Raw genomic sequence first — 20,910 nt, forward strand, 5'->3', positions numbered from 1 at the left:
CGGGGCCGTGGACGTCGAGACCGACGCGTCCGGACCGTACGAGGTCGTGTGGCTCGACAACGGGACGCTGCGGCTCGGGATCGTCCCGGCGCTGGGCGGGCGCCTGCTGAGCCTCGTCCGCGACGGCGAGGAACTGCTGTGGCGCAATCCCGCGCTCCTGGACGGCCGGCTGCACCCGGTCGGCGGGCACCGGCCGGAACGCACCTCGGGCCCGATGGCGAACTGGCGCAACTACGGCGGCGACAAGACCTGGCCCGCGCCGCAGGGCTGGTCGTCGCCGGGGGAGTGGGCCGGGCCGCCCGACCCGGTGCTCGACTCCGGCCCTTACGAGGCCGAGGTCGGACCGGGCTCCGGGGACGCGACGGTGGCGCTGGAGAGCGAGCACGATCCGCGGACCGGGCTGCGGCTGCGCCGCGAGATCCGGCTGCGCGCCGGCGAGGCCGGCTACGACCTGCGCGTCTCGGCCGTGAACGCGTCGTCCGTGCCGGTGCGGTGGGCGGTGTGGAACGTCACCCAGTACCCGGGAGGTGGAACGGTCCAAGTCGCGGTGGAGCCGGGCTTCCGTGAACCGGTCGAGCTCGCGGTCGGCACGGCCGCGCCCGCTTGGACGCGGCCACGTCCGGACACGGTGGAGGTTCCCGCGCAGGACACGGTCGGCAAGCTCGGCTTCCCGCACGCGGCCGGGCGGCTGGCCTACTCGCGGGCCGGGCATCACCTGACCATGGAGTTCGACGTGCACCCTGACGCCCCGTACCCCGACGGAGGCTCGCGCGCGGAGGTGTGGATGGAGCATCCCCTCGACCGCCCGCTGGAGCACCTCGGCGGGCTGGCGCCTCCCGCCCGGATCGTCGAGTGCGAGGCGCTCGGGCCGTGGGAGACGCTCGCGCCCGGCGCGGCCACCGCGCTCGCCGTCAGGGTGGCGGTGGAGCGGACCGGCGAGGCCGGAGGGACGCCGTGACCGCCGCCGCGCGCCCGGTCGCCGTCGTCACCGGCGCCGCGCGGGGGATCGGCGCGGCCACCGCCCGCCGCCTCGCCGCCGACGGATACGCGGTCGCGCTCCTCGACGTGTCCGCGCAGGTGGACGAGGTGGCCGCCGCGCTGTCCGCGGACGGTGCGGCGGCGCTCGGGCTGCGCTGCGACGTGAGCGACCCCGCCGACTGGGACCGCGCCGTCCGCGCGTGCCGCGCCGGCCTCGGCCCGGTGAACGTCCTCGTGTCGAACGCCCTGCGCTACGACCCGGGCGCGGCGGACGAGATCTCGCTGGAGTCCTGGCGGGCCCAGCTCGACGTCACCCTCACCGGCACGTTCCTCGGCGTCCGCGCGACCCTGGACGACCTGCGCGCCGGCGACCACGCCGCCGTCGTGATCGTCTCGTCCGTGCACGCCTCGTTCGGGCTGCCGGGACGCCCGGCGTACGCCGCCGCCAAGGCGGGGCTGACCGGGCTGACCCGCCAGCTCGCCGTCGAGTACGGGCCGCGCGTCCGGGTGAACGCCGTGCTGCCCGGCCCGGTCCTGACCGCGCAGTGGGACGGGATCGGCGAGGAGGACCGGCGCCGCAGCGCCGCCGAGACCGCGGCGGGACGCCTCGGCCGCCCGGACGAGGTCGCGGCGGCGATCGCCTTCCTCGCCGGCCCGGACGCCTCGTTCGTCACCGGCGTCTCGTTGCAGGTGGACGGCGGCTGGAGCATCACCAAGGGATCCGCATGAAGATCACACGAGTGGAGACGTTCCTCGTCCCGCCGCGCTGGCTGTTCTGCCGGGTGGAGACCGACGACGGCCTCGTCGGCTGGGGCGAGCCGGTCGTGGAGGGCCGGGCCGAGACGACCCGCGCCGCCGTGCACGAGCTGGCGGACCTGCTGCTCGGCGCCGACCCCCGCCGCGTCGAGGACCTGTGGCAGACCATGACCAAGGCGGCGTTCTACCGGGGCGGCCCGGTGCTGTCCAGCGCCGTGGCCGGCCTCGACCAGGCGCTGTGGGACATCCTCGGCCGCTCGCTCGGCGTCCCGGCGCACCAGCTGCTCGGCGGCGCGGTCCGCGACCGGGTCCGGGTGTACGGCTGGATCGGCGGGGACGAGCCCGGCGAGGTCGGCGAGGAGGCCGCCGCGAAGATCGCCGCCGGGCTGACCGCCGTGAAGATCAACGCCTCCGGGCGGATCGGGGCGCTGCCGCCGCCCGCGCAGATCGACGCGGTCGTCCGGCGGGCCGCGGCCGTGCGGGAGGCGATCGGGGACGGCGCCGACTTCGCCGTCGACTTCCACGGTCGGATCACGGTGCCCGCCGCGCGGCGGCTCATCCCGCTGCTGGAGCCGTACCGTCCGCTGTTCGTGGAGGAGCCGGTGCTGCCGGAGCACACCCACCGGCTCGGCGACGTCGTCGCGTCCACCACCACCCCGATCGCGTGCGGCGAGCGGCTGTTCTCCCGCGCCGACTTCCTGCCCGCGCTGCAGGCCGGGGTCGCGGTCGTCCAGCCCGACCTGTCGCACGCCGGGGGGATCTCCGAGGTGCGGCGGATCGCGTCGCTCGCCGAGGTGTACGGGGCGCTGTTCGCGCCGCACTGCCCGCTCGGCCCGCTGTCGCTCGCCGCGAGCCTCCAGGTGGCGTTCGCGACCCCGAACTTCCTGATCCAGGAGCAGAGCATCGGCATCCACTACAACACCGGCGCCGACGTGCTGGACTACCTGGTCGACCGGTCGCCGTTCGCGTTCGTGGACGGCTCGATCGAGCGCTGGGACGCGCCGGGCCTGGGCATCGAGATCGACGAGGACGCGGTGCGGCGCGCCGACGAGGTCGGGCACCGGTGGCGCCCGCCGGTCTGGCGGCACCCGGACGGAGGACACGCGGAATGGTGAACACGATCGCCGGGGAACTGCGGCGGCGCCGGCTGGTCGCCATCGTCCGGGGCCCGGACCCCGCGGCGGCCGCCCGCACCGCCCTCACCCTCGCCGAGGAGGGCGTCGCGCTGATCGAGGTGTCGCTGAGCGGCGCCGGCGCCCTGCGCGTCATCGAGGAGGTCGCCGGCAAGGCCGCCGGGGCCGCGCGGATCGGCGCGGGCACGGTGCTGACCGCGGACGACGCGCGCCGTGCCCGCGACGCGGGCGCCGAGTACGCCGTCACGCCCGCGCTCGGCGCCGGTGTCGACGAGGCGCTGCGGCTCGGCCTTCCTGTGCTCGCCGGAGCCCTGACCCCGACCGAGGTGGCCGCGGCCACCGCCGCGGGCGCGACCGCCGTCAAGCTGTTCCCCGCGGCGGCGCACGGGCCCGGCTATCTCACCGCGCTGCGCGACCCGTTCCCGGACGTCCCGTTCGTTCCGGTCGGCGGGGTCGGGGAGGCCGAGGCCGCCGAGTACCTGCGGCGCGGCGCCGTCGCGGTCGGCGTCGGCTCGCCGCTGTGCGGGGACGCGCCGCGCGGCGGCGACCTCGCCGGCCTGCGCCGCCGGGCCCGCGCGTTCCTCGCCGCGGTCGCGCCGGGCGGACCGGCATGACCCGGGTGGACGTCCTCACCGCCGGGGAGACGATGATGGCGCTGCGCGCCACCGGCCCGGTGCGGCTCGGCTCCGGCTTCACCGCCGGCATCGCCGGTGCCGAGAGCAACGTCGCGATCGGCCTCGGCCGGCTCGGCCACACCACCGCCTGGGCGGGACGCGTCGGGTCCGACGAGGCCGGGCACCTCATCACCCGCACGCTGCGCGCCGAGGGGGTCGACGCGTCGGCCGTCCACCGCGACACCGCCGCGCCCACCGGCCTGATCATGTTCGAGCAGCGGCTGCCGGACGTCACCCGCGTCCACTACCTGCGCGCCGGGTCCGCCGGGTCCCGGCTGTGCCGGGAGGACGTCGAGGCCCTGCCGTTCGAGCCGCGGATCGTGCACATCACCGGGATCACCCCCGCGCTCGGCCCGTCCTGCCGGGACGCCGTGACCGCACTGTGCCGGCTCGCCCGGGCCCGGAACGCGCAGATCAGCCTCGACGTCAACCACCGGCCGCGGCTGTGGAGCCGGGCCGCGGCGGCCGAGGCGCTCGCCCCGCTCGCCGCTGCGGCGGACCGCGTCATCGCGTCCCCCGACGAGCTGACCCTGCTCGGCGACGGCAAGCCGGACGCCATCGCCGCCCAGCTCCTGGACGGCGGCGCCGCCGAGGTCGTAGTCAAGAACGGCGACGAGGCCCGCTCGTACACCGCGGACGGCGCGCACGCCGTGCCCGCCCACCGCGTCGACCTCGTCGACTCGATCGGCGCCGGCGACGCGTTCGCCGCCGGGTACCTGTCCGGCCTGCTCGACGGCCTGGACGTCGAGGCCCGGCTGCGCCGCGCCCACAGCGCCGGCGCGTTCGCGGTGCAGACCCGCGGCGACTGGGAGGGCCTGCCCTACCGCGACGAGCTCGACCTCATCGGCCTCCCCGAAGGAGCCGCGCTGCGGTGACCCTGGTCTCCATGACGTCGTAGGGCGGGCCTCGCGGGGTCAGCCGCGGGCGCGGGCACGCGCCCCTGTGAGCAGGGAGTACGTCCGGCCGGGGCGGGTATGCCTTCGCGCCACCGAGGGGAGCCGCCATTCGAACGATCAGTGACCGCGGTTCGCCGGCATGTGGACGGGGGTGGAGACCATGGGATCGCGACGCTCGCGTGCGAGCGCCGCTCCTGACACCGGCATCAAGCGGCTCGAGACGGCGCTGGTCGAGCTGATGCTGGAGGTCGACGCTTCGATCGGCGCGCTGTTCCTGCGGCCCGCGGGGGAGCGGGCGCTGAGCCTGGCGGTGCTCTGCGGGGCCTCCCAGCAGATCGCCGCCCCGTGGGAGCGGGTCGCCCTGGACAACGCGAACCCGGTTTCCGATGCCGCTCGCCAGGGGCGTTTCCTGTGGCTGAGGGGCCGCGAGGAGATCGCGCGCCGCTACCCCCGGCTGGGGCTCACGCTGCCCTATGACTACGCCCTCGCGGTGGTGCCGATCGCCGACGACGCCGATGCGGTGGGGAGCCTGGTGCTGGTCTGGCCGGTCTCGCGGCCGCCGGAGCCGAGTTCTCACGAGCGCGAGGCGATCACGGATTTCCGCCGGCGCGCGAGCCTCCTCCTGGGGCGCGACTCCGGCGGGGGACTGATGCACTACCCGGACAGACCCCGCATCCTCCCGCCCCCTCGGCCCGCCCTCGCCCGCCCGCCGGCGGCCGACGAGGCGCAGGCGGCGGTCAGGTTCACCGAACGCCTCCCGACGGGCTGCTGCGCCCTCGATGTCGACGGCCGGATCGTCTTCGTCAATTCCGCCGCGATCGACATGTTCGGCGTCGACGTCGCGGATCTGATGGGCGCCCGCCCATGGGAGGCGATGCCGTGGCTCGGCAATCCCACCCTTTTCGAGGACCACTACCGGGCCGCCGTGATGAGCCGCCAACCCTCGTCCTTCTCCGTGGTGCGCCCGCCGGACATCCGGCTGACCTTCCATCTTCACCCCGACACGTCCGGAATCAGCGTCCAGATCGTCCCCGCCGGTACAGGGACCTCCGGTGGCCGGGAACCCATGCGGCGCAGGCCGCCGGTCAGCCCGGAGCTGACCGGGGTGTCGGTGATCTACCAGCTGATGCATCTGGCGGCCGCCCTCACCGAGGCGGCGGGGCTGAGCGATGTCGTCGACCTCGCCGCCGACCAGATCGTGCCCGCCTTCGGCCCCAGCGGCATGGTGCTGATGACGGCGGAGGGGGGCAGGCTCCGCGTCATCGGCCACCGCGGACGCATCGCCGAACTCGTGGAACAACTGGACGGGACGCCGCTGACCTCCGACGTCCCGGCCGCGCAGACGCTGGCGTCCGGTAAACCCGGCTTCTTCTCCAGCTTCGCCGAGCTGAGGCGCGCCTACCCCGAGGCCATCCACGTGGAAGGCACGGACGCGCGCGCCTTCCTGCCCCTGATCGCCTCTGACCGCATCATCGGCTCCCTCATCCTCACCTACGAGCGACCGCGCGACCATTCGCGGGCGGAGCGCGCCATCCTGATGTCGATGGCCGGGCTCATCGCCCAGGCGCTGGACCGCGCCCGCCTCTACGACACCAAGCATCAGCTGGCCCACGCCCTGCAGGCGGTGCTGCTGCCGCGCAGCCTGCCCCGCATCGACGGCCTGGACCTGGCCGCCCGCTACCGGCCCGCCGGCCACGGCCTGGACATCGGCGGAGACTTCTACGACCTCATCCGCATCGACCGGACGACCGCCGTCGCCACGATCGGCGACGTCCAGGGGCACCACACCACCGCGGCCGCCCTCATGGGCCAGGTCCGCACCGGTGTCCATGCCCACGCCACCATCGGCGCACCGCCGGGCGACATCCTCGCCCGCACCAACCGGCTCCTGTTCGACCTGGATTCCGGGCTGTTCACCAGTTGCCTGATCGCCCGGCTCGATCTGGAAAGCCGGAGTGCCCAGTTCGCGACCGCGGGTCATCCGCCACCCCTGATCCGCCGTCCGGACGGGAAGGCCGAAGCGCTTTCCCTGTCACCCGGGCTCCTGCTCGGCATCGACCCCGATGCCGGCTACTCCACCGAGGAGATCCCTCTGGCGCCCGGTACCGTTCTCGCCCTCTACACCGACGGCCTGGTCGAGGTCCCCGGTACCGACATCGACGACACGACGACCGAACTGGCCGGCCGGCTCGCCTCGGCGACCGACCAGACCATGGACGAGGTCGCCGACACCCTCCTGAAGAACGCCCCCACGTCCGCCCGGCGGTACGACGACATCGCGCTCCTGCTCATCCAGCTCGTCCAGTGAGGGCCGAAAGCTCGGTGGCGCTTGACTGGCGGACCACCAGCTCGGGATCGAGCATGACGGATTCGCCGGTGTCCCCCTCCAGCTTGGCGACGAGCAGGCGGGCCGCCGTCTCGCCCATCTCCCGCAACGGCGTGCGGACGCTGGAGAGCGAAATGGGCAGGTCCCGGGCGATGGCGATGTCGTTGTAGCCGACCAGCGCCAGGTCGCGCCCCACGGTCAGCCCGTGGTCCCTCAGCGTCCCCATGGCTCCTATGGCGGCCGAGTCGTTCACCGCGAAGATCGCCGACGGCCGGCGGGGGAGTTCGAGCAGTTGCCCGGCCGCTTGCCTGCCTCCCTCCGGATCGAAGTCCGTGTGCACGATCTGAGCCTCCCCGACGGTGATGCCCGCTCGCTCGAACGCCTCGACACAGCCCTGGACGCGGTCGAGGGCGACGGGGTAGCGCGGTCCGGCGATGATGCCGATGTCCCGGTGCCCGCGCTCCAGGAGATGCTCGCCCACCAGCCGTCCCCCGAGCCGGTCGTTGCCGGTCACCGACACGTGCCCGGCCTGGCGGTGGTTGACGAGGACCTGCTGGATCTCGGAGCGGCTCAGCTCCTGGTAGGTCCTGTCGTCCAGGGTGGCGTCGCCGATGACCAGGCCGTCCACCTTGCGGCTGAGCAGCATCTCCACGCGCTCCAGCCGCCGGCGCGGCACGCCGTGGGTGTTGGTGACGATCGTCTGGTAGCCGAGCTCGAAGGCCTCGGCGTCGATCCCGCTGAGGATCGCCGCGAGCACCACGTCGTGGAGCCGCGGCATCAGGACGCCGATGACCCGGCTGCGCTTGGTCCGGAGGCTGGCCGCGGTGAGATCCGGCCGGTAGCCGAGGCGTTTGGCGATCTCCCGTACGCGCGCCTCCGTCTCCGCGAAGTCGGCCCTCCGCGGGCCGGGCGGCCGGCGCAGGATCCTGGAGACCGTGGAGGGATGGACGCCGGCCTCCTGCGCGATCAGCTTGTGCGTCGGCGTCCGCTGCCCCTGTCCCGTCGGCTCGTTGGTCACCTGTCGCCTCCTTGCGATGCGGGTCAACCGGTGGGAACGCCCGGTGCACCTCTTGACAAAGCAGCTTCCTGCAGTCGATTGTACCTATGTGCAGTCGATTGCAGATACGTCCTTCCGGAGATGCCGGGGGAACGCTGCGGCGGCTGAAGGGTGGGCAGGTCCCGTTAACTCGTCCGCGGTCATGCGGCGGGTGCCGTGAGGGCGATGCCCGAACGACTGGAGGCATAGATGAGGTGTACGGGAACGCTCGCGATGTCCGCCGCCCTGATAATCGCGGCCGCCGGGTGCGGCAGCGCCGCCGGGAGCGACGGGTCGGGACCGATCAAGATCGGGCTCTCGACCCCGCTGTCGGGGTCCGCCGCGTCGCTCGGCGAGAACGAGCGCAGGGGAGTCGAGCTCGCCATCGACCAGGTCAACGACGAGGGCGGCGTCCTCGGAGGGCGGAAGCTCTCGCTCGCCGCCGAGGACAACGCGTGCAACCCGACCGACGGCGCGAGCTCGCTCACCAAGCTCATCACGAAGCAGCGGGTGTCCACGGTGATCGGTGCGCTCTGCAGCGGGGTCACGCTCTCCGCCATGCCGCTGGCGAAACGCCACCGGGTGCCCTTCATCGTCTCGACGTCCACGTCACCCGACATCACCACCGCCTCGGGCAAGGGCGGCAACGAGTTCACGTTCCGGATCAACCCGTCCGACGCGACGCTGGCCGGCGCGCTGGCCACCCACCTGGCATCGGCCGGCAAGATCCGGAAGCTGGCGATCCTGGCCGAGGACAGCACCTACGGCCGTACCGGCGCGAAGGCGTTCGACGCGGCGCTCAGGCAGAAGGGCCTCGGGGTGACCGGTATCGACTACGTCGCCCAGGGAACCGCCGACTTCTCGACGCAGATCAGCAAGTACCGCAACAACGGGACCGAGGGCGTCGCGCTGTACGTCTCGGGCGCCGACCATCTCGGATTCCTGCGGCAGGCGGCCGGAGCGGGCCTGCGCCTGCCCATGACCGGACGGGTCGAGTTCGAGGGACAGAACCTGGAGATCCTCAAGAAGGAGCAGTTCGCCGGATCGACCAGCGTCTATCCCTACAGCTCCCTCATCGACACGCCGGAGAACGCGAAGTTCACCAGGCTCTATCAGAGCCGCCACAAGACCGCGCCGACCTACGAGTCCTTCGAGGGCTACAACGCCGTGATGGTCATCGCGGACGCCGTCCGGCGGGCGAAGAGCTCGGATCCCGTCGACATCCAGAAGGCCCTCGTCACGACCGACATGACTTCGCTGACCGGCGGCACGGTCAAGTTCGATGACCACAACCAGGCGCACGACAAGGCGTTCATCCTGCAGCTGAAGAAAGGCGAGGTCTTCATCGAGTCCGACGTCACCACCTGATCCGGCCGCTTCGCCGGTCGGAGTTGGAGGTAACCACCCGTGGATACGACCTACATATTCGAACTGCTGGTCAACGGGGTGATTCTGGGGTCCAGCTATGCACTGCTCGCCGCGGGTCTGGCCGTCATCTTCGGCGTTCTCAATGTCGTGAACTTCGCCCATGGCGCCCTGTACATGCTCGGCGCGTTCGCCGCCTACTTCCTGATCCCGCACGGGGGGTACTGGGCCGGTCTCCTGCTGAGCGCCGGGATCATGGCGGCGCTGGGCACCGTCCTGCACGAGGGCCTGCTGCGGCGCCTTCCCCCCGACGGCGCGTTCTCCCGGACCCTGCTGCTCACCCTGGGCCTCGCCATGATCATCCAGAACGGATCGATCATGCTGTGGGGGGCCGGGCCGCGGCAGCTCGCCGAGGACGCGAGGCCGCAGGGGCACGTCATGCTGGGGGAGGTGATGGTCCCGGCGGGCCGGGCGCTCATCGTCGTGGTCGCCGTCGTCGCCCTCGGCGCGCTCTACCTGTTCCTCAACCGGACGCAGGTGGGCCGGGCCATGCGCGGCGTCTCCCAGAACCCGACGGCGGCACTGGTCGTCGGCATCTCGCCGACCAGGATCGGCCGGCTCGCGATGGCGCTGGGAGTGGGCCTCGCCGGCCTCGCCGGCGCGACCCTCGCCCCGGTGTTCACCGTCAGCCCGCAGATGGGCATCACGATCGTCTTCAAGGTGTTCGCCATCGTCGTCATCGGCGGCCTGGGCAGCGTGCCCGGCGCCGTGATCGTCGCCTTCGGCGTCGGCGTCCTGGAGAGCTTCGCCGGCGGCTACGGGTCGGCGATGACGCAGAGCGTCAGCGTCTTCCTGTTCATGATCGTGATCATGCTGGTGCGGCCGCAGGGGCTGTTCTCCAAGGAGGTGCGGGTGTGACCGCGGCCATGAGCGCGCACGACCGCGCCACCGAGACCGGCGGGGTGACCGAGGGGCGGGCACCGTCCCCGGCGGGCCGGCTGATGGGAACGATCCAACGTCACCCGCTGCTCCTGCTGGCCGCGATGATCGCGGTGCTGCCCGCCGTGATCGCCAACGACTACTACATCGACGTCGCCAGCCTCGCGCTGACCTTCATGGTGCTGGGCACGGCCTTCAACCTCCTCTACGGCTACGTGGGGATGCTCTCCTTCGCGCAGGTCGCCTTCGTCGGCATCGGCGGCTACACGAGCAGCTGGCTCGTGAGCCATACCGGTGTCTGGCAGCCCTTCGCCTTCCTCTCCGCGGGCGTGGTCGCGGCGGCGGTCGCCGCCGTGATCGGCGTCGTGACGGTGCGCCTGTCCCAGGAAGCGTTCGCCATCATCACGCTCAGCTTCTCGTTGCTCTGCGCGCTGGTCGCGGCGGAATGGACCGGGGTGACCGGCGGCAGGCAGGGCATCTTCGGGCTGCCCGCCCCGGAACTGTCGCTCGGCTCGGTCCACCTGGTGGCCGAGACCCCGCGCCACTACTACGTCCTCCTCGCCGGATTCACGGTGTGCGCGCTGTGGGTCATGCTCCGGCTGGTCAGGTCGTCCGCGGGCACCGTGATGATCGCCATCCGCGACAACGAGCCGCTGACGAAGGCGCAGGGCTACGCGACGAACACCTACAAGCTCGCCGTCTTCACCCTCTGCGCGTTCGTGACCGGGCTCACCGGGGCGCTGCACGTCTTCCGGCTCACGGCGATCGACCCGTCGATCTTCGACTTCTACCTGATGCAGGTCATGCTCATCATCGTCATCCTCGGCGGTGCGGGCACCTTCTGGCCCGTCGTCTACAGCGCCGTGGTGTTCTCGGCCCTTCCCGAGTTCCTCCGCATGGCCGACGAGGCCCGCCTGGTGATCTACGGCGTGATCCTGGTCGCGGGACTCCTGTTCGCCCCGCAGGGCGCCGGAGGGCTTCTCCGAACGCGGGCGGTGAACAGGCGCCTGCGCGCCATGAGAGTCGAGGGGCACCGATGAACGCTTCTCAGGGAAAGGCGCCCGCCGCGCTTCAGGTGGCCGGCCTCGGAAAATCCTTCATGGGCGTCGCCGCGCTGCAGGACGTCGACTTCACCCTCACCGTGGGCACGATTCTCGGGCTCATCGGCCCGAACGGATCGGGCAAGTCGACGGCTCTGGACTGCATGACCGGGTTCGTCCGCCCGGACTCGGGCCGGATCACGCTGGACGGGCGGTCCATCTTCGGCAAGGCGCCCCACACCATCGCCAGGTCGGGCCTGGCACGGACCTTCCAGACCGTGCGGCTGTACGACGAGCTCACCCTGGACGAGCACATCGAGCTCGCGCTTCGCGGGCTGACGGGGGCGAAGCGGTCCCGCCGCGGCCGGCGGGGGCGCGCCGACCTGGACCGCGCGATGGCCTGGCTGACCCTGTTCGGTCTCGAACGGCTCCGGGCCGCACCGGCGGGGATCCTCTCCTACGGCCAGAAGAAGCTGCTCACGCTGGCTTCGGTCCTGGGGGCGCAGCCGCGGATCGCGATGCTGGACGAACCCCTGGCGGGCGTGAACCCGCGCGTGATCGACCTGATCCGTGATGCCGTCCTCCAGGCCAACGAGGACGGGCAGACCTTCCTGATCATCGAGCACAACGTCGAGTTCATCACGACCTGCTGCTCCTCGGTCGTCGTCCTGGACGCCGGCCGGAAGCTCGCGGAGGGTCCGCCGTCGGTGATCCGGGACGACCCCGCCGTGTACGAGGCGTTCCTCGGCAGGAAGGCGGACCACGATGAGGACTGAGCCGAGGCTGCGCGTCTCCGCCTTCTCCGCGGGCTACCTGGCGGACGTCCCGATCGTCAACGATCTCACCCATGGCTTCGCGGACAGCAGCATCACGACCATCGTCGGCCCGAACGGTGCCGGCAAGTCGTCCCTTCTGAACGGCATCTACGGTCTGACCCGCTGGTGCACGGGCTCCGTCCGGATCAGCGACGTCGAGGTCCGCCGGATGCCGGCCTGGAAACGCCTGAAGGCGGGCATCAGCCTGGTTCCGCAGGGCCGCTGCAACTTCCCGCAGATGACCGTCCTGGAGAACCTCCGGCTCGGGGCCTACACACTGCCCCGCGACGAGCGCCCGGCCGCGATCACGGCGGCGCTGGAGGAGTTCCCCGCGCTGGCCGCCTCCCGGGCGCGCGCGGCCGGGAACCTCAGCGGTGGCCAGCAGCAGCTCCTGGAGATCGCCATGGCGATGGTGGTGCGCCCGAAGGCGCTCCTCATCGACGAGCCGTCGCTCGGGCTCTCCCCGAAGGCCCGCCGCCAGGTCTTCGACAAGCTCCAGGAGATCGCCGCGGGCGGCGTGTCCGTCGTCATGGTCGAGCAGAACGTGATCGAGGGCCTGGCCGCGTCGGACGTCGCCGTCGTCATGACGGACGGCCGGATCCACCGGGACGGACCCGCCGACGAGATCCTCAACGACCCCGAGATGAAGAACGTCTTCCTCGGCGGACGGCCCGGCGCCGCCGACTCCCGCTCGAGATCCGGAGGAGACCCCCGATGAACTCAACGGTGGCCGACCACCTCGCCCGCATGGCTCCCGGAGACGTCGGCCGAGGGCTGATGGACGCCGGCCGCCTGGCGAGCGGCAACGCGGTCGGCATCCCCTACCTGATCGCCCGCGGCACGGGCGACGGCCCGTGCCTGTGGGTGAACGCCGCGGTGCACGGCGACGAGTCCCAGGCGCCCATCGTGGCGACGGAGTTCTTCCGGTCCGTCTCGGGCCGCCCGCTGAGCGGCGATGTCATCGTGACGCCCGTCGCCAATCCGCTGGCCTTCGACCATCGGCGCAAGCACTCCCCGTTCGACGGGACGGACCTCGACCAGAGCTTTCCCGGGCGGGCCGACTTCCTCGGCACGCAGCGGCTGGCCCACCGTCTCTTCGCCGAGCTGTCGCCGCTCGCCGACACCGCCGTCAACATCCACACGATGGGCCCGTTCCTCGACGCCTGCAACTACGGCGTCTACAAACTCCATCCGAAGGCAGGCGAGGAACGCGACCTGCTGTCCCTGCTCGCCCTGTTCGAGCTGCGCGTCGCCTGCCGGATGGACGTGTCCGGCCAGGGCGAGCTGCCCGGCCGGATCGAGGGCGCGCTGGACTACCAGATGATGGAGCTCGGCAAGCCGGCGTTCATGCTGGAGGCGGGCGCGGGGGGCCGGCACGACCGCCCGGCCGTCGGCAAGGCGGTGCGCGGCCTCCTCCGGCTCGCCGCGGTGACGGGGACGGCCGTGCCGCCGGAAGCGCCGGTCGACCGCCCCGCCTCGATCTGCAGGGCGACACGGCGGACCCATGTCACCTCGGCCGAGGGCGGCTTCTTCAGCGCCCTCGCCAAGCCCGGTGACGTGGTGCCCGCGGGACGGCCGCTCGGTGAGATCCGCAACGTGTACGGGGACGTCGTGGAGGCGGTCTCGCTGCCCTCTCCCGCTCTCGTGATCGGCGTCCGGCGCGATCCCATCGTCCACTCCGGCGACCGCGTGGGCTTCGTCGCCACCGAATGGGACGACGTCGACCTGACCGCGCCGTTGCGGGAGGCGCCGTGACCGGGCATCACACGACGGTCGGAGCCGGCGACGTCGGGACCTTCCGTGTCGCGTCGGGCCAGACGATCGAGGTGGTCAACACGTTCGGCGGCCAGGTCGTCGACGCGTGGTTCTTCGCGGCCGGCGACCCGGCCGAGTTCGCGTCCATGAGCCACTCGCGCGCCTCCCTGCGCACGATCCGGCCTGCGGTGGGAAGCACCTTCGTCACCAGGCGCCGCGAACCTCTGATCACCCTGGTCGCCGATTCGTCACCGGGCATCCACGACATGACGATGCCGCCCTGCGACCGGTGGCGCTACCGGCAGCTCGGTGCACCGGAGCACCGCAACTGCGCCGACAACCTGCGGTCCGCGCTGCGGGCCGAGGGGCACGGGGACCTGGAGGTGCTCCCCGATCCGCTGAACCTGTTCCAGAACTCGCCGATCGACGCCGAAGGGCGGCTCACCTTCCTGGAATCGCCGGCGCCCGCCGGTTCCTCCGTCCGCCTGCGGGCTCACCGGGACCTCGTCGCGCACCTCTCCGTGTGCCCCATGGACATCATGCCGATCAACGGCGGCGCCCCGCGCTCCATCAGCGTCGCCGTCCTCGATCCGGACGAGGCGGGGTAGATGTCCACATCGCTGTCCGATCTCACCCTGGAGGAGACACAGGCCGCCGTCCTCCGGCGGGACGCCTCTCCCGCGGAGGTCGCCGCGAGCCATCTCGCCGCGATCGAACGCTGGGAGCCGGCGACGGGCGCGTTCGCGACGGTCAGCGCGGAGCGCCTCCACGCGGACGCGCGGCGCGCGGAGGAGGATCTCCTGCGCGGGTCGCCCGGCCCGCTGGCCGCCGTCGGGGTGAGCGTCAAGGACAACATCGACGTCGCGGGGCTGCCGACCACGGCCGGCTCCTCGTGGTTCAGCGAGAAGGCCCCGGCCGATGCCGAGTGCTGGCGGCGGCTGGCGTCCGCCGGGGCGCTGCACGTCGGCAAGACCAACATGCACGAGTTCGCCTACGGCGCCACCAACGTCAACACCAAGGCGCGCACCACGTCGAACCCGTGGGATCCGCGGCGCGTGAGCGGCGGATCGAGCGGTGGCAGCGCCGTCTCGGTCGCCGTCGGCGCGTGCGGCGCCTCGCTCGGGACGGACACCGGGGGGTCGGTGCGCATCCCCGCCGCCCTGACGGGCGTGACCGGCTTCAAACCCAGCCTGGGCCTCGTCCCGACGACGAAGGTGTTCCCGCTCAGCCCGTCCTGCGACACCGTCGGCGTGTTCAGCCGTACGGCGGCCGGGTGCACCCGCGTCCTGCGGAGTCTGCTCGCGGAGGGCGTGCCGCCGGAAGGCGGCTCCGACCAGGGAGATCCTGGGCGGCGGGATTCGCTGCGGGGGCTGCACCTCGGAATCGTCAGGTCGCATCTCGCGGCGGCCTCCCAGGAGGTGTACGAGGTGGTCCACTCCGCTCTCAAGACGTTCGAAGCGCTCGGCGCCACCGTCGACTGGGTCGAGTTGCACCACGAGGAGGAGGCCCGCGCCGTCACCGCCACCGTGGTGGCGTTCGAGGCGGCGCAGGTGCACCGTCGCTGGCTCCGCGATCGTCCCGGGGACTACGGGGACGACGTCAGGGCGCGGCTGGAGGCGGGCCTGGAGGTGCCGGGTGCCCGTTACCGGACGGCCAAGCGGGAGAGGCGGCGGCTCGCCTCGGAGATGCTCGCCGCCCAGCGCCCCTTCGACGCCGTGATCGGCCCGACGGTCCCCGTCACCGCCCCGAGGATCGCCGACTGCGGCCCCGACCAGGCGCCGGCGGCCCAGGCCGCGCTGCTCGCCAACACCTACTGCTTCAACGTCACCGGCCAGCCGGCGGTCTCCATTCCGTGCGGAACGGCGTCCGACGGGCTGCCCGTGGGACTCCAGATGGCGGCCGGTCTCGGCAGGGACCGGGACGTCCTCGCCCTCGCCATGACGGTGCAGGACGCGACCGGATGGCACGGCCTCCGGCCGCCGCCGAAGGCGCCGGTCACATGAGCACGAGCCGACCGACCAGCTCCCACTGGGGCCCGCTCCGCACCCGGATGGGCGACGGTGGACTCACCGTCGACCCGCACGAACTCGATCCGGCCCCTTCTTCTCTACTGCGCAACATGGCGCCCGCCAACGGGCACCCCGCGAGGATCCGCCACCCGATGGTGCGGCGCGGGTGGCTGGAGAACGGAGCCGGTCCCAGCAGGGCGCGCGGGCACGACGAGTTCGTCCGCGTGGAGTGGCCCGAACTCACCGCGCTTCTGGCGGCCGAGCTGGAGCGCGTCATCGATCTGCACGGGAACGCCGCGATCTTCGGCGGCTCCTACGGGTGGGGCAGCGCGGGCCGGTTCCACCACCCGCAGAGCCAGGTGCACCGATTCCTCAACACCGTCGGCGGCTACGCGCGCTCGGTCAACACCTACAGCACGGGCGCGTCCAGCGTGATCCTTCCCCACGTGCTCGGTCCCGACGTGGACGCGATCCACGGCCTGACCGGCTGGTCGGTGCTCGCCGAGCACACCACCCTGATCGTCGCCTTCGGCGGGCTGCCGGCCAAGAACATGCAGGTGGCTCCCGGAGGGATCACCCGGCACCGGGGCGCGGCCGCCCTGCGCCGGATCATCGACGGCGGCACGACCGTCGTCGCCGTGAGCCCCTCGCGGACCGACTGCCCGGAGGGAGCCGACGTCCACTGGTGTCCGATCAATCCCGGCACCGACGTCGCGATGATGCTGGCCCTCGCCTGGGTCCTGGTCACAGGCCACCTGCACGACATCGAGTTCCTCCGCACGCGCTGCGCCGGCTACGACCGGCTGGAGGCGTACCTGCTCGGGCTGGAGGACGGAGTCCCGAAGACCCCGGAATGGGCCGAGGGGATCACCGGTGTCGCGGCCGCCGACATCCACGCGCTGGCCTTGCGGATGGCGGCGAACCGGACCTTCGTGTCGGTCACCTGGTCACTCCAGCGCGCCCGGTACGGGGAACAGCCGCCGTGGACGGCGATCGCGCTGGCCGCCGTCCTCGGCCAGATCGGCCTGCCCGGGGGCGGTTTCGGGCACGGCTACGGATCCATGGGCGACGTGGGGCTTCCCCAGCGGCGCAACCCCCTCCCCACGCTTCCGCAGGGGCGCAATCCCGTCGACGCGTTCATTCCCGTCGCGAGAGTCGCCGACATGCTCCTCAATCCGGGAGCCCGCTTCGAATACAACGGAGGCGTCCACCGCTATCCGGACGCACGGCTCGTCTACTGGTGCGGCGGCAACCCGTTCCATCACCATCAGCACATCGGGCGGCTCCGCCGGGCGCTGGCGATGCCGGACACGGTCGTCGTCCACGAACCGTTCTGGACCGCGATGGCCGGGCACGCGGACATCGTCGTCCCGAGCGCGACGTCCTTCGAACGGTCGGACATCGGCGCCTCGCGGAACGACCCGTGCCTCATCGCCATGCATCAGGCGTGCGACCCGCCCGGCGACGCGAGGACGGACTACGAGACCTTCAGCGAGCTGGCGGCGGCGATGGGCGTCGGATCCGCGTTCACCGAGGACGCCCCGGAACGTGACTGGCTGCGCCGGATCTACGAGCGCTGGCGCGGCGAGGTCACCGGTCAGGGGGCGGCCCCGCCGCCCTTCGAGGAGTTCTGGAGCGCGGGCCACACCGAGTTGCCGGATGTCCCGGACGACCAGATCATGTTGCGCGACTTCGCGCGTGACCCGGAGACCTTCCGGCTGAACACGCCCAGCGGGCGCATCGAACTCTGCTCCGAAACGATCCGTTCGTTCGGCTACGACGACTGCCCGGGCCACCCGACCTGGCTTCCGCCGGACGCCGGACCGAGCGAGCAGTACCCGCTCACCCTGCTGGCGTCCCAGCCCGCACACCGGCTGCACAGCCAGCTGGACATGGGCCTCGCCAGCCAGGAGACCAAGGTCGGAGGGCGCGAGCCCGTGCTGATCCACCCCGAGGACGCGGCCCGGCGGGAGATCACGCCCGGATGCGTCGTCGTCATCACCAGCGCGCAGGGAAGCTGCCTGGCGGGCGCGGTCCTCACGCCCGACATCAAGAAGGGGTGCGTCCAGCTCTCCACCGGCGCGTGGTACGCCCCCTTGGACCCCTCAGACGTCGACTCGCCCTGCGGGCACGGGAACGTGAACACCCTGACCGCCGACCGCGGCACGTCGCGGCTCGCCCAGGGATGCACCGGTCAGCTGGTGAGCGTCGAAGTACGCCTTCATAAGGGGCCTGCACCGTCCGTGCCGGCTCACGCGCCCCCGCGCGGTGCCGAACCATCCCCTTCACCCCGGACCTTCGACAGCAGCCCTTGATACGTGGAAGACAGGAGCCGTAGATGACCGCCGAAGACCATGACGTCTTTGCTGATGCCGTCTTCACCGATGTCGCCTTCATCGATTACGACGAGATCGAGCGTTGGCGCGCCGCAGGAAAGGCCCATGCTCTGCTGGACGTCCGGGAGCGCGGGGAGTACGCACTCGGGCAGATCCCCGGCAGCTGCCCACTTCCACGAGGACTCATCGAGATCTGCCTCGAACGTATGGTGCCGTGGAAGGACGTCCCCCTGGTCCTTTACTCGAACGGGAACCATCGAAGCGTCCTGGCTGCGCGCACCTGCCTGCGAATGGGCTATCGAGACGTCCGCGTCCTTGGGGGCGGCATCGACCAATGGGCCGCGGACGGACGCTCGCCGGTGTACGGGGTCAACGTCCTCGGCAAGACCTTCGGTGAGAAGCTCTCGGTGACCGACGAGGTCCGGCAGCTCAAACCCGACGAGGTCGCGGCCCTGGCTGAGGCAGGGGAAACCGTCATCTTCGACGCGCGCACTTCCAGCGAATACGCCAAGGGCCATATCCCCGGTGCCTACAACATTCCCGGGGGCGAGCTCGTCTCCACGGTCTTCGACGCCGGCATCGACCGGGCCGACCGCACCGCGCCGATTATCGTCCATTGCGCAGGCCGGACGCGAAGCATCGTCGGGGCCTATCTACTGCGGCAGGCCGGCTTCGACAACGTGTTCGCGCTCCGCAACGGGACGATGGCATGGGTCATGTCGGGCCGTGAGCTCGAAACGGAGCAGAGGCCGTGGACCGGCTCGGAGGCCGGGACCGGAGGATCGGCGAGATCTGCCGAGTTCGCGCACGAGTTCGTCCGCGGCACACACGCGTTGTCCATCCCGGCATCCGAACTCGCCGCACTGCGCGAACGTCACGAACCCTGCTACGTCATCGACGTCCGCATGGTCGACGAATTCAAGGCAGGACACATCCCGGGCGCCCTCTCCTGCCCAGCGGGCCAGCTGGCCAACGCGGTGGACGAGCAACTCGCCGTCCGCGACGCGCTCCTCGTGTGCTACTCCGGCGCCGAGACACGAGCCAGGATCGGAGCCGCGCTCCTGGCGCGGATCGGATACCGCCGCGTCGCCTGGCTCGCGGGCGGCCTCGCGGAACACGACGGCCCCATCGAAACGGGTGATCCGAACGCCTACCTGGACGACCTCGCCTTCTCCGGACCCGACGTCCCCACGATCGACGGCGGCGAACTGTCGGACGTCCTGGCCGACGGCACGGGCCTGCTGCTCGACGTCAGGCGCAGCAGCGAGTACGCGCTGAGCCACATACCCGGGTCCTTGTGGATTCCGCGAGGCGACCTCGAACGGCGTATCGGCGCCCACGCGACGGCCGACACCGAGACCCGGCTCGTCCTCGCCTCCGACCGGGAACTCCGCTCCACGCTGGCGGCGAGGACGCTGCTGGACATGGGATACCGGAACGTCTCGGTGCTCGGAGGCGGCGTCAACGGGTGGATCTCCTCGGGCCGGGCGACGGAAGAGGGACTCGACGGCGCGGACGTTTCGCTGGCCGAGGCCAAGGAAGACGCGGAACTCGTCGCACGGCGTCCCAAACTGCTCGAACGCAACCGCGAGGACATGGTCCGGTACCTCGACTGGGAGGAGCGCCTTGGAACGGAAATGCTGGCGAAGGCCGAAGGTTCTCCCGGAGGGGACCATGACTGAGCTGGAGCTGGCCGAGGCCACGCTCCGCGGCCGGGGAGGCAAGAAATGGCGCACCTACGCCGATGACGTGCTGCCGATGTGGCTCGCCGACATGGACTTCCAGCCCGCGGAAGCCGTCAGGCGCGCCGTGCTGGAGACGGCGCGAGCGGGGACCTTCACCTACCCGCTCGACGCCGAGCACCGCGGTGTAGGCGAAGCCTTCGCGGCGCGCATGCGCGCCCGCTTCGGCTGGGAGGCCAGGGCCGACCGGACGGCCGTCATCGCCGACCTGGTGCAGGGCCTCACGGCGACCGTGATGGCCTACAGCGAGCCCGGGGACGGGGTCATCGTCCTCAGCCCGATCTACCCCCCGTTCGTCCGGAGCGTCGAGGTGAGCGGCCGGAAGGTCGCCGACGTGCCGATGGTCGATGGACCGGGCGGGTTCGCCATCGACTTCGACCTGCTCAGGCGGCAGGCCGCGCGCCCCGACGTGCGGCTGATGCTGCTCTGCAACCCCCACAACCCGACCGGCCGGGTGTTCACCGCCGAGGAACTCCGGCGCCTGTCCGAGGTGGCGCTCGAACACGGAGTCGTCGTGGTCTCCGACGAGGTGCACGCGGACCTCGTGTACGCCCCCCACGCCCACACCGTCTTCTCCACCGTGGCCCAGGATTCCGGTGCCACCACCATCACACTCCAGTCGGCCACGAAGGCGTTCAACCTGGGCGGCCTCCGATGCGCGGTCGTCCACTTCGGGTCCGAGCCCTTGCGGCGGCGCTTCACCGCGACGTTCCCCGACCGGGTGCTCGGCAGGGTGTCGGGCGTCGCCGCCGCCGCGACGATCGCCGCCTGGACCGACGCGGACGGGTGGCTGGGCGGCGTACTGGAGATCCTCGAACTGAACCGCAGTACGGTCTTCGACTGGGTGGCGGCCCGCCCTTCGCACGTCCACGCCCACATGCCGGAAGGCACGTACTTCGCGTGGCTGGACTTCACGCGGCTGCCGCCCGGCGGAGCGTCGGCTCACGAGCACCTTCTGAAGACCGCTCGCCTCGCCCTCCAGGCAGGCGAGGACTTCGCCGCCTCCTGCCCGACGTGGGCACGCCTGAACTTCGCGACCTCGCCCCTCATCCTCGCCGAGGCCCTGGACCGCATGGAGGCGGCCCTCACCGTCACCTGACCCGACGACCA

The 20,910-nt window shown here is 71.9% G+C and carries 18 protein-coding genes; 17 read left to right on the top strand and 1 reads right to left on the bottom strand.

Features of this window, described 5'->3' with window-relative positions; translation table 11 throughout:
• The first annotated feature begins 7 nt into the window (after positions 1-7).
• The 6 genes from BM339_RS05560 (at position 8) to BM339_RS05585 (ending at position 6,745) form a co-directional block, all read left to right on the top strand.
• Complete coding sequence (locus tag BM339_RS05560; RefSeq protein WP_075020163.1) at positions 8-958, top strand: DUF4380 domain-containing protein; 951 nt, start codon at positions 8-10, stop codon at positions 956-958.
• On the top strand, positions 955-1,707 hold the full coding sequence (locus BM339_RS05565) for an SDR family NAD(P)-dependent oxidoreductase (protein ID WP_024935689.1): 753 nt from the start codon (positions 955-957) through the stop codon (positions 1,705-1,707). The genes BM339_RS05560 and BM339_RS05565 overlap by 4 nt, the downstream gene beginning before the upstream one ends.
• On the top strand, positions 1,704-2,849 hold the full coding sequence (gene dgoD / locus BM339_RS05570; protein ID WP_021600377.1) for a galactonate dehydratase: 1,146 nt from the start codon (positions 1,704-1,706) through the stop codon (positions 2,847-2,849). Before BM339_RS05565 ends, dgoD begins: the two co-directional genes overlap by 4 nt.
• Positions 2,843-3,481, top strand: coding sequence for a bifunctional 4-hydroxy-2-oxoglutarate aldolase/2-dehydro-3-deoxy-phosphogluconate aldolase (locus BM339_RS05575; RefSeq protein ID WP_075020068.1), 639 nt, complete (start codon positions 2,843-2,845; stop codon positions 3,479-3,481). The genes dgoD and BM339_RS05575 overlap by 7 nt, the downstream gene beginning before the upstream one ends.
• Positions 3,478-4,416: a sugar kinase gene (locus BM339_RS05580; RefSeq protein ID WP_075020069.1), complete on the top strand. Its 939-nt coding sequence runs from the start codon at positions 3,478-3,480 to the stop codon at positions 4,414-4,416. Before BM339_RS05575 ends, BM339_RS05580 begins: the two co-directional genes overlap by 4 nt.
• 181 nt (positions 4,417-4,597) lie before the next feature.
• The gene (locus BM339_RS05585) at positions 4,598-6,745 is read left to right on the top strand and encodes a SpoIIE family protein phosphatase (RefSeq protein WP_075020164.1); all 2,148 of its coding nucleotides are present in this window, start codon (positions 4,598-4,600) and stop codon (positions 6,743-6,745) included.
• On the opposite strand, the gene BM339_RS05590 is transcribed toward BM339_RS05585, so the two are convergent.
• Complete coding sequence (locus tag BM339_RS05590) at positions 6,726-7,781, bottom strand: LacI family DNA-binding transcriptional regulator (protein ID WP_021594700.1); 1,056 nt, start codon at positions 7,779-7,781, stop codon at positions 6,726-6,728. The genes BM339_RS05585 and BM339_RS05590 overlap by 20 nt on opposite strands.
• A gap of 228 nt (positions 7,782-8,009) precedes the next feature.
• On the opposite strand from BM339_RS05590, the gene BM339_RS05595 reads away from it, so the two are divergent.
• From BM339_RS05595 to BM339_RS05645, 11 genes are read left to right on the top strand one after another with little or no spacing between them, the layout of a single operon-like run.
• Positions 8,010-9,167, top strand: a complete 1,158-nt coding sequence (locus BM339_RS05595) for an ABC transporter substrate-binding protein (protein WP_075020070.1) — start codon at positions 8,010-8,012, stop codon at positions 9,165-9,167.
• A gap of 39 nt (positions 9,168-9,206) precedes the next feature.
• Positions 9,207-10,082 carry a branched-chain amino acid ABC transporter permease gene (locus BM339_RS05600; RefSeq protein ID WP_021594702.1) on the top strand — a complete coding sequence of 292 codons (876 nt, stop codon included), beginning with the start codon at positions 9,207-9,209 and terminating at the stop codon, positions 10,080-10,082.
• Positions 10,079-11,143 (top strand): branched-chain amino acid ABC transporter permease, encoded by a 1,065-nt coding sequence (locus tag BM339_RS05605; RefSeq protein WP_083597264.1) that lies wholly within the window; start codon positions 10,079-10,081, stop codon positions 11,141-11,143. Before BM339_RS05600 ends, BM339_RS05605 begins: the two co-directional genes overlap by 4 nt.
• Positions 11,140-11,919, top strand: a complete 780-nt coding sequence (locus BM339_RS05610) for an ABC transporter ATP-binding protein (protein WP_075020071.1) — start codon at positions 11,140-11,142, stop codon at positions 11,917-11,919. The genes BM339_RS05605 and BM339_RS05610 overlap by 4 nt, the downstream gene beginning before the upstream one ends.
• Entirely contained in the window at positions 11,909-12,676 is a 768-nt protein-coding gene (locus BM339_RS05615; RefSeq protein ID WP_075020072.1) for an ATP-binding cassette domain-containing protein, read from the top strand. Before BM339_RS05610 ends, BM339_RS05615 begins: the two co-directional genes overlap by 11 nt.
• Positions 12,673-13,713, top strand: a complete 1,041-nt coding sequence (locus tag BM339_RS05620; protein ID WP_021594706.1) for a M14 family metallopeptidase — start codon at positions 12,673-12,675, stop codon at positions 13,711-13,713. Before BM339_RS05615 ends, BM339_RS05620 begins: the two co-directional genes overlap by 4 nt.
• Positions 13,710-14,321, top strand: coding sequence for a DUF1989 domain-containing protein (locus BM339_RS05625; RefSeq protein ID WP_075020073.1), 612 nt, complete (start codon positions 13,710-13,712; stop codon positions 14,319-14,321). Before BM339_RS05620 ends, BM339_RS05625 begins: the two co-directional genes overlap by 4 nt.
• The gene (locus BM339_RS05630) at positions 14,322-15,716 is read left to right on the top strand and encodes an amidase (RefSeq protein WP_075020074.1); all 1,395 of its coding nucleotides are present in this window, start codon (positions 14,322-14,324) and stop codon (positions 15,714-15,716) included. It abuts the gene before it with no gap.
• A complete protein-coding gene (locus BM339_RS05635) occupies positions 15,713-18,037 on the top strand; it encodes a molybdopterin-dependent oxidoreductase (RefSeq protein ID WP_075020166.1) in 2,325 nt (774 codons plus the stop codon). The genes BM339_RS05630 and BM339_RS05635 overlap by 4 nt, the downstream gene beginning before the upstream one ends.
• 23 nt (positions 18,038-18,060) lie before the next feature.
• Entirely contained in the window at positions 18,061-19,740 is a 1,680-nt protein-coding gene (locus tag BM339_RS05640) for a rhodanese-like domain-containing protein (RefSeq protein ID WP_075020075.1), read from the top strand.
• Positions 19,733-20,899: a MalY/PatB family protein gene (locus BM339_RS05645; RefSeq protein WP_075020076.1), complete on the top strand. Its 1,167-nt coding sequence runs from the start codon at positions 19,733-19,735 to the stop codon at positions 20,897-20,899. Before BM339_RS05640 ends, BM339_RS05645 begins: the two co-directional genes overlap by 8 nt.
• Positions 20,900-20,910 lie beyond the last annotated feature (11 nt).

The organism is Actinomadura madurae (genome assembly GCF_900115095.1).
In the GTDB taxonomy this organism is placed as follows: Bacteria; Actinomycetota; Actinomycetes; order Streptosporangiales; family Streptosporangiaceae; genus Spirillospora; species Spirillospora madurae.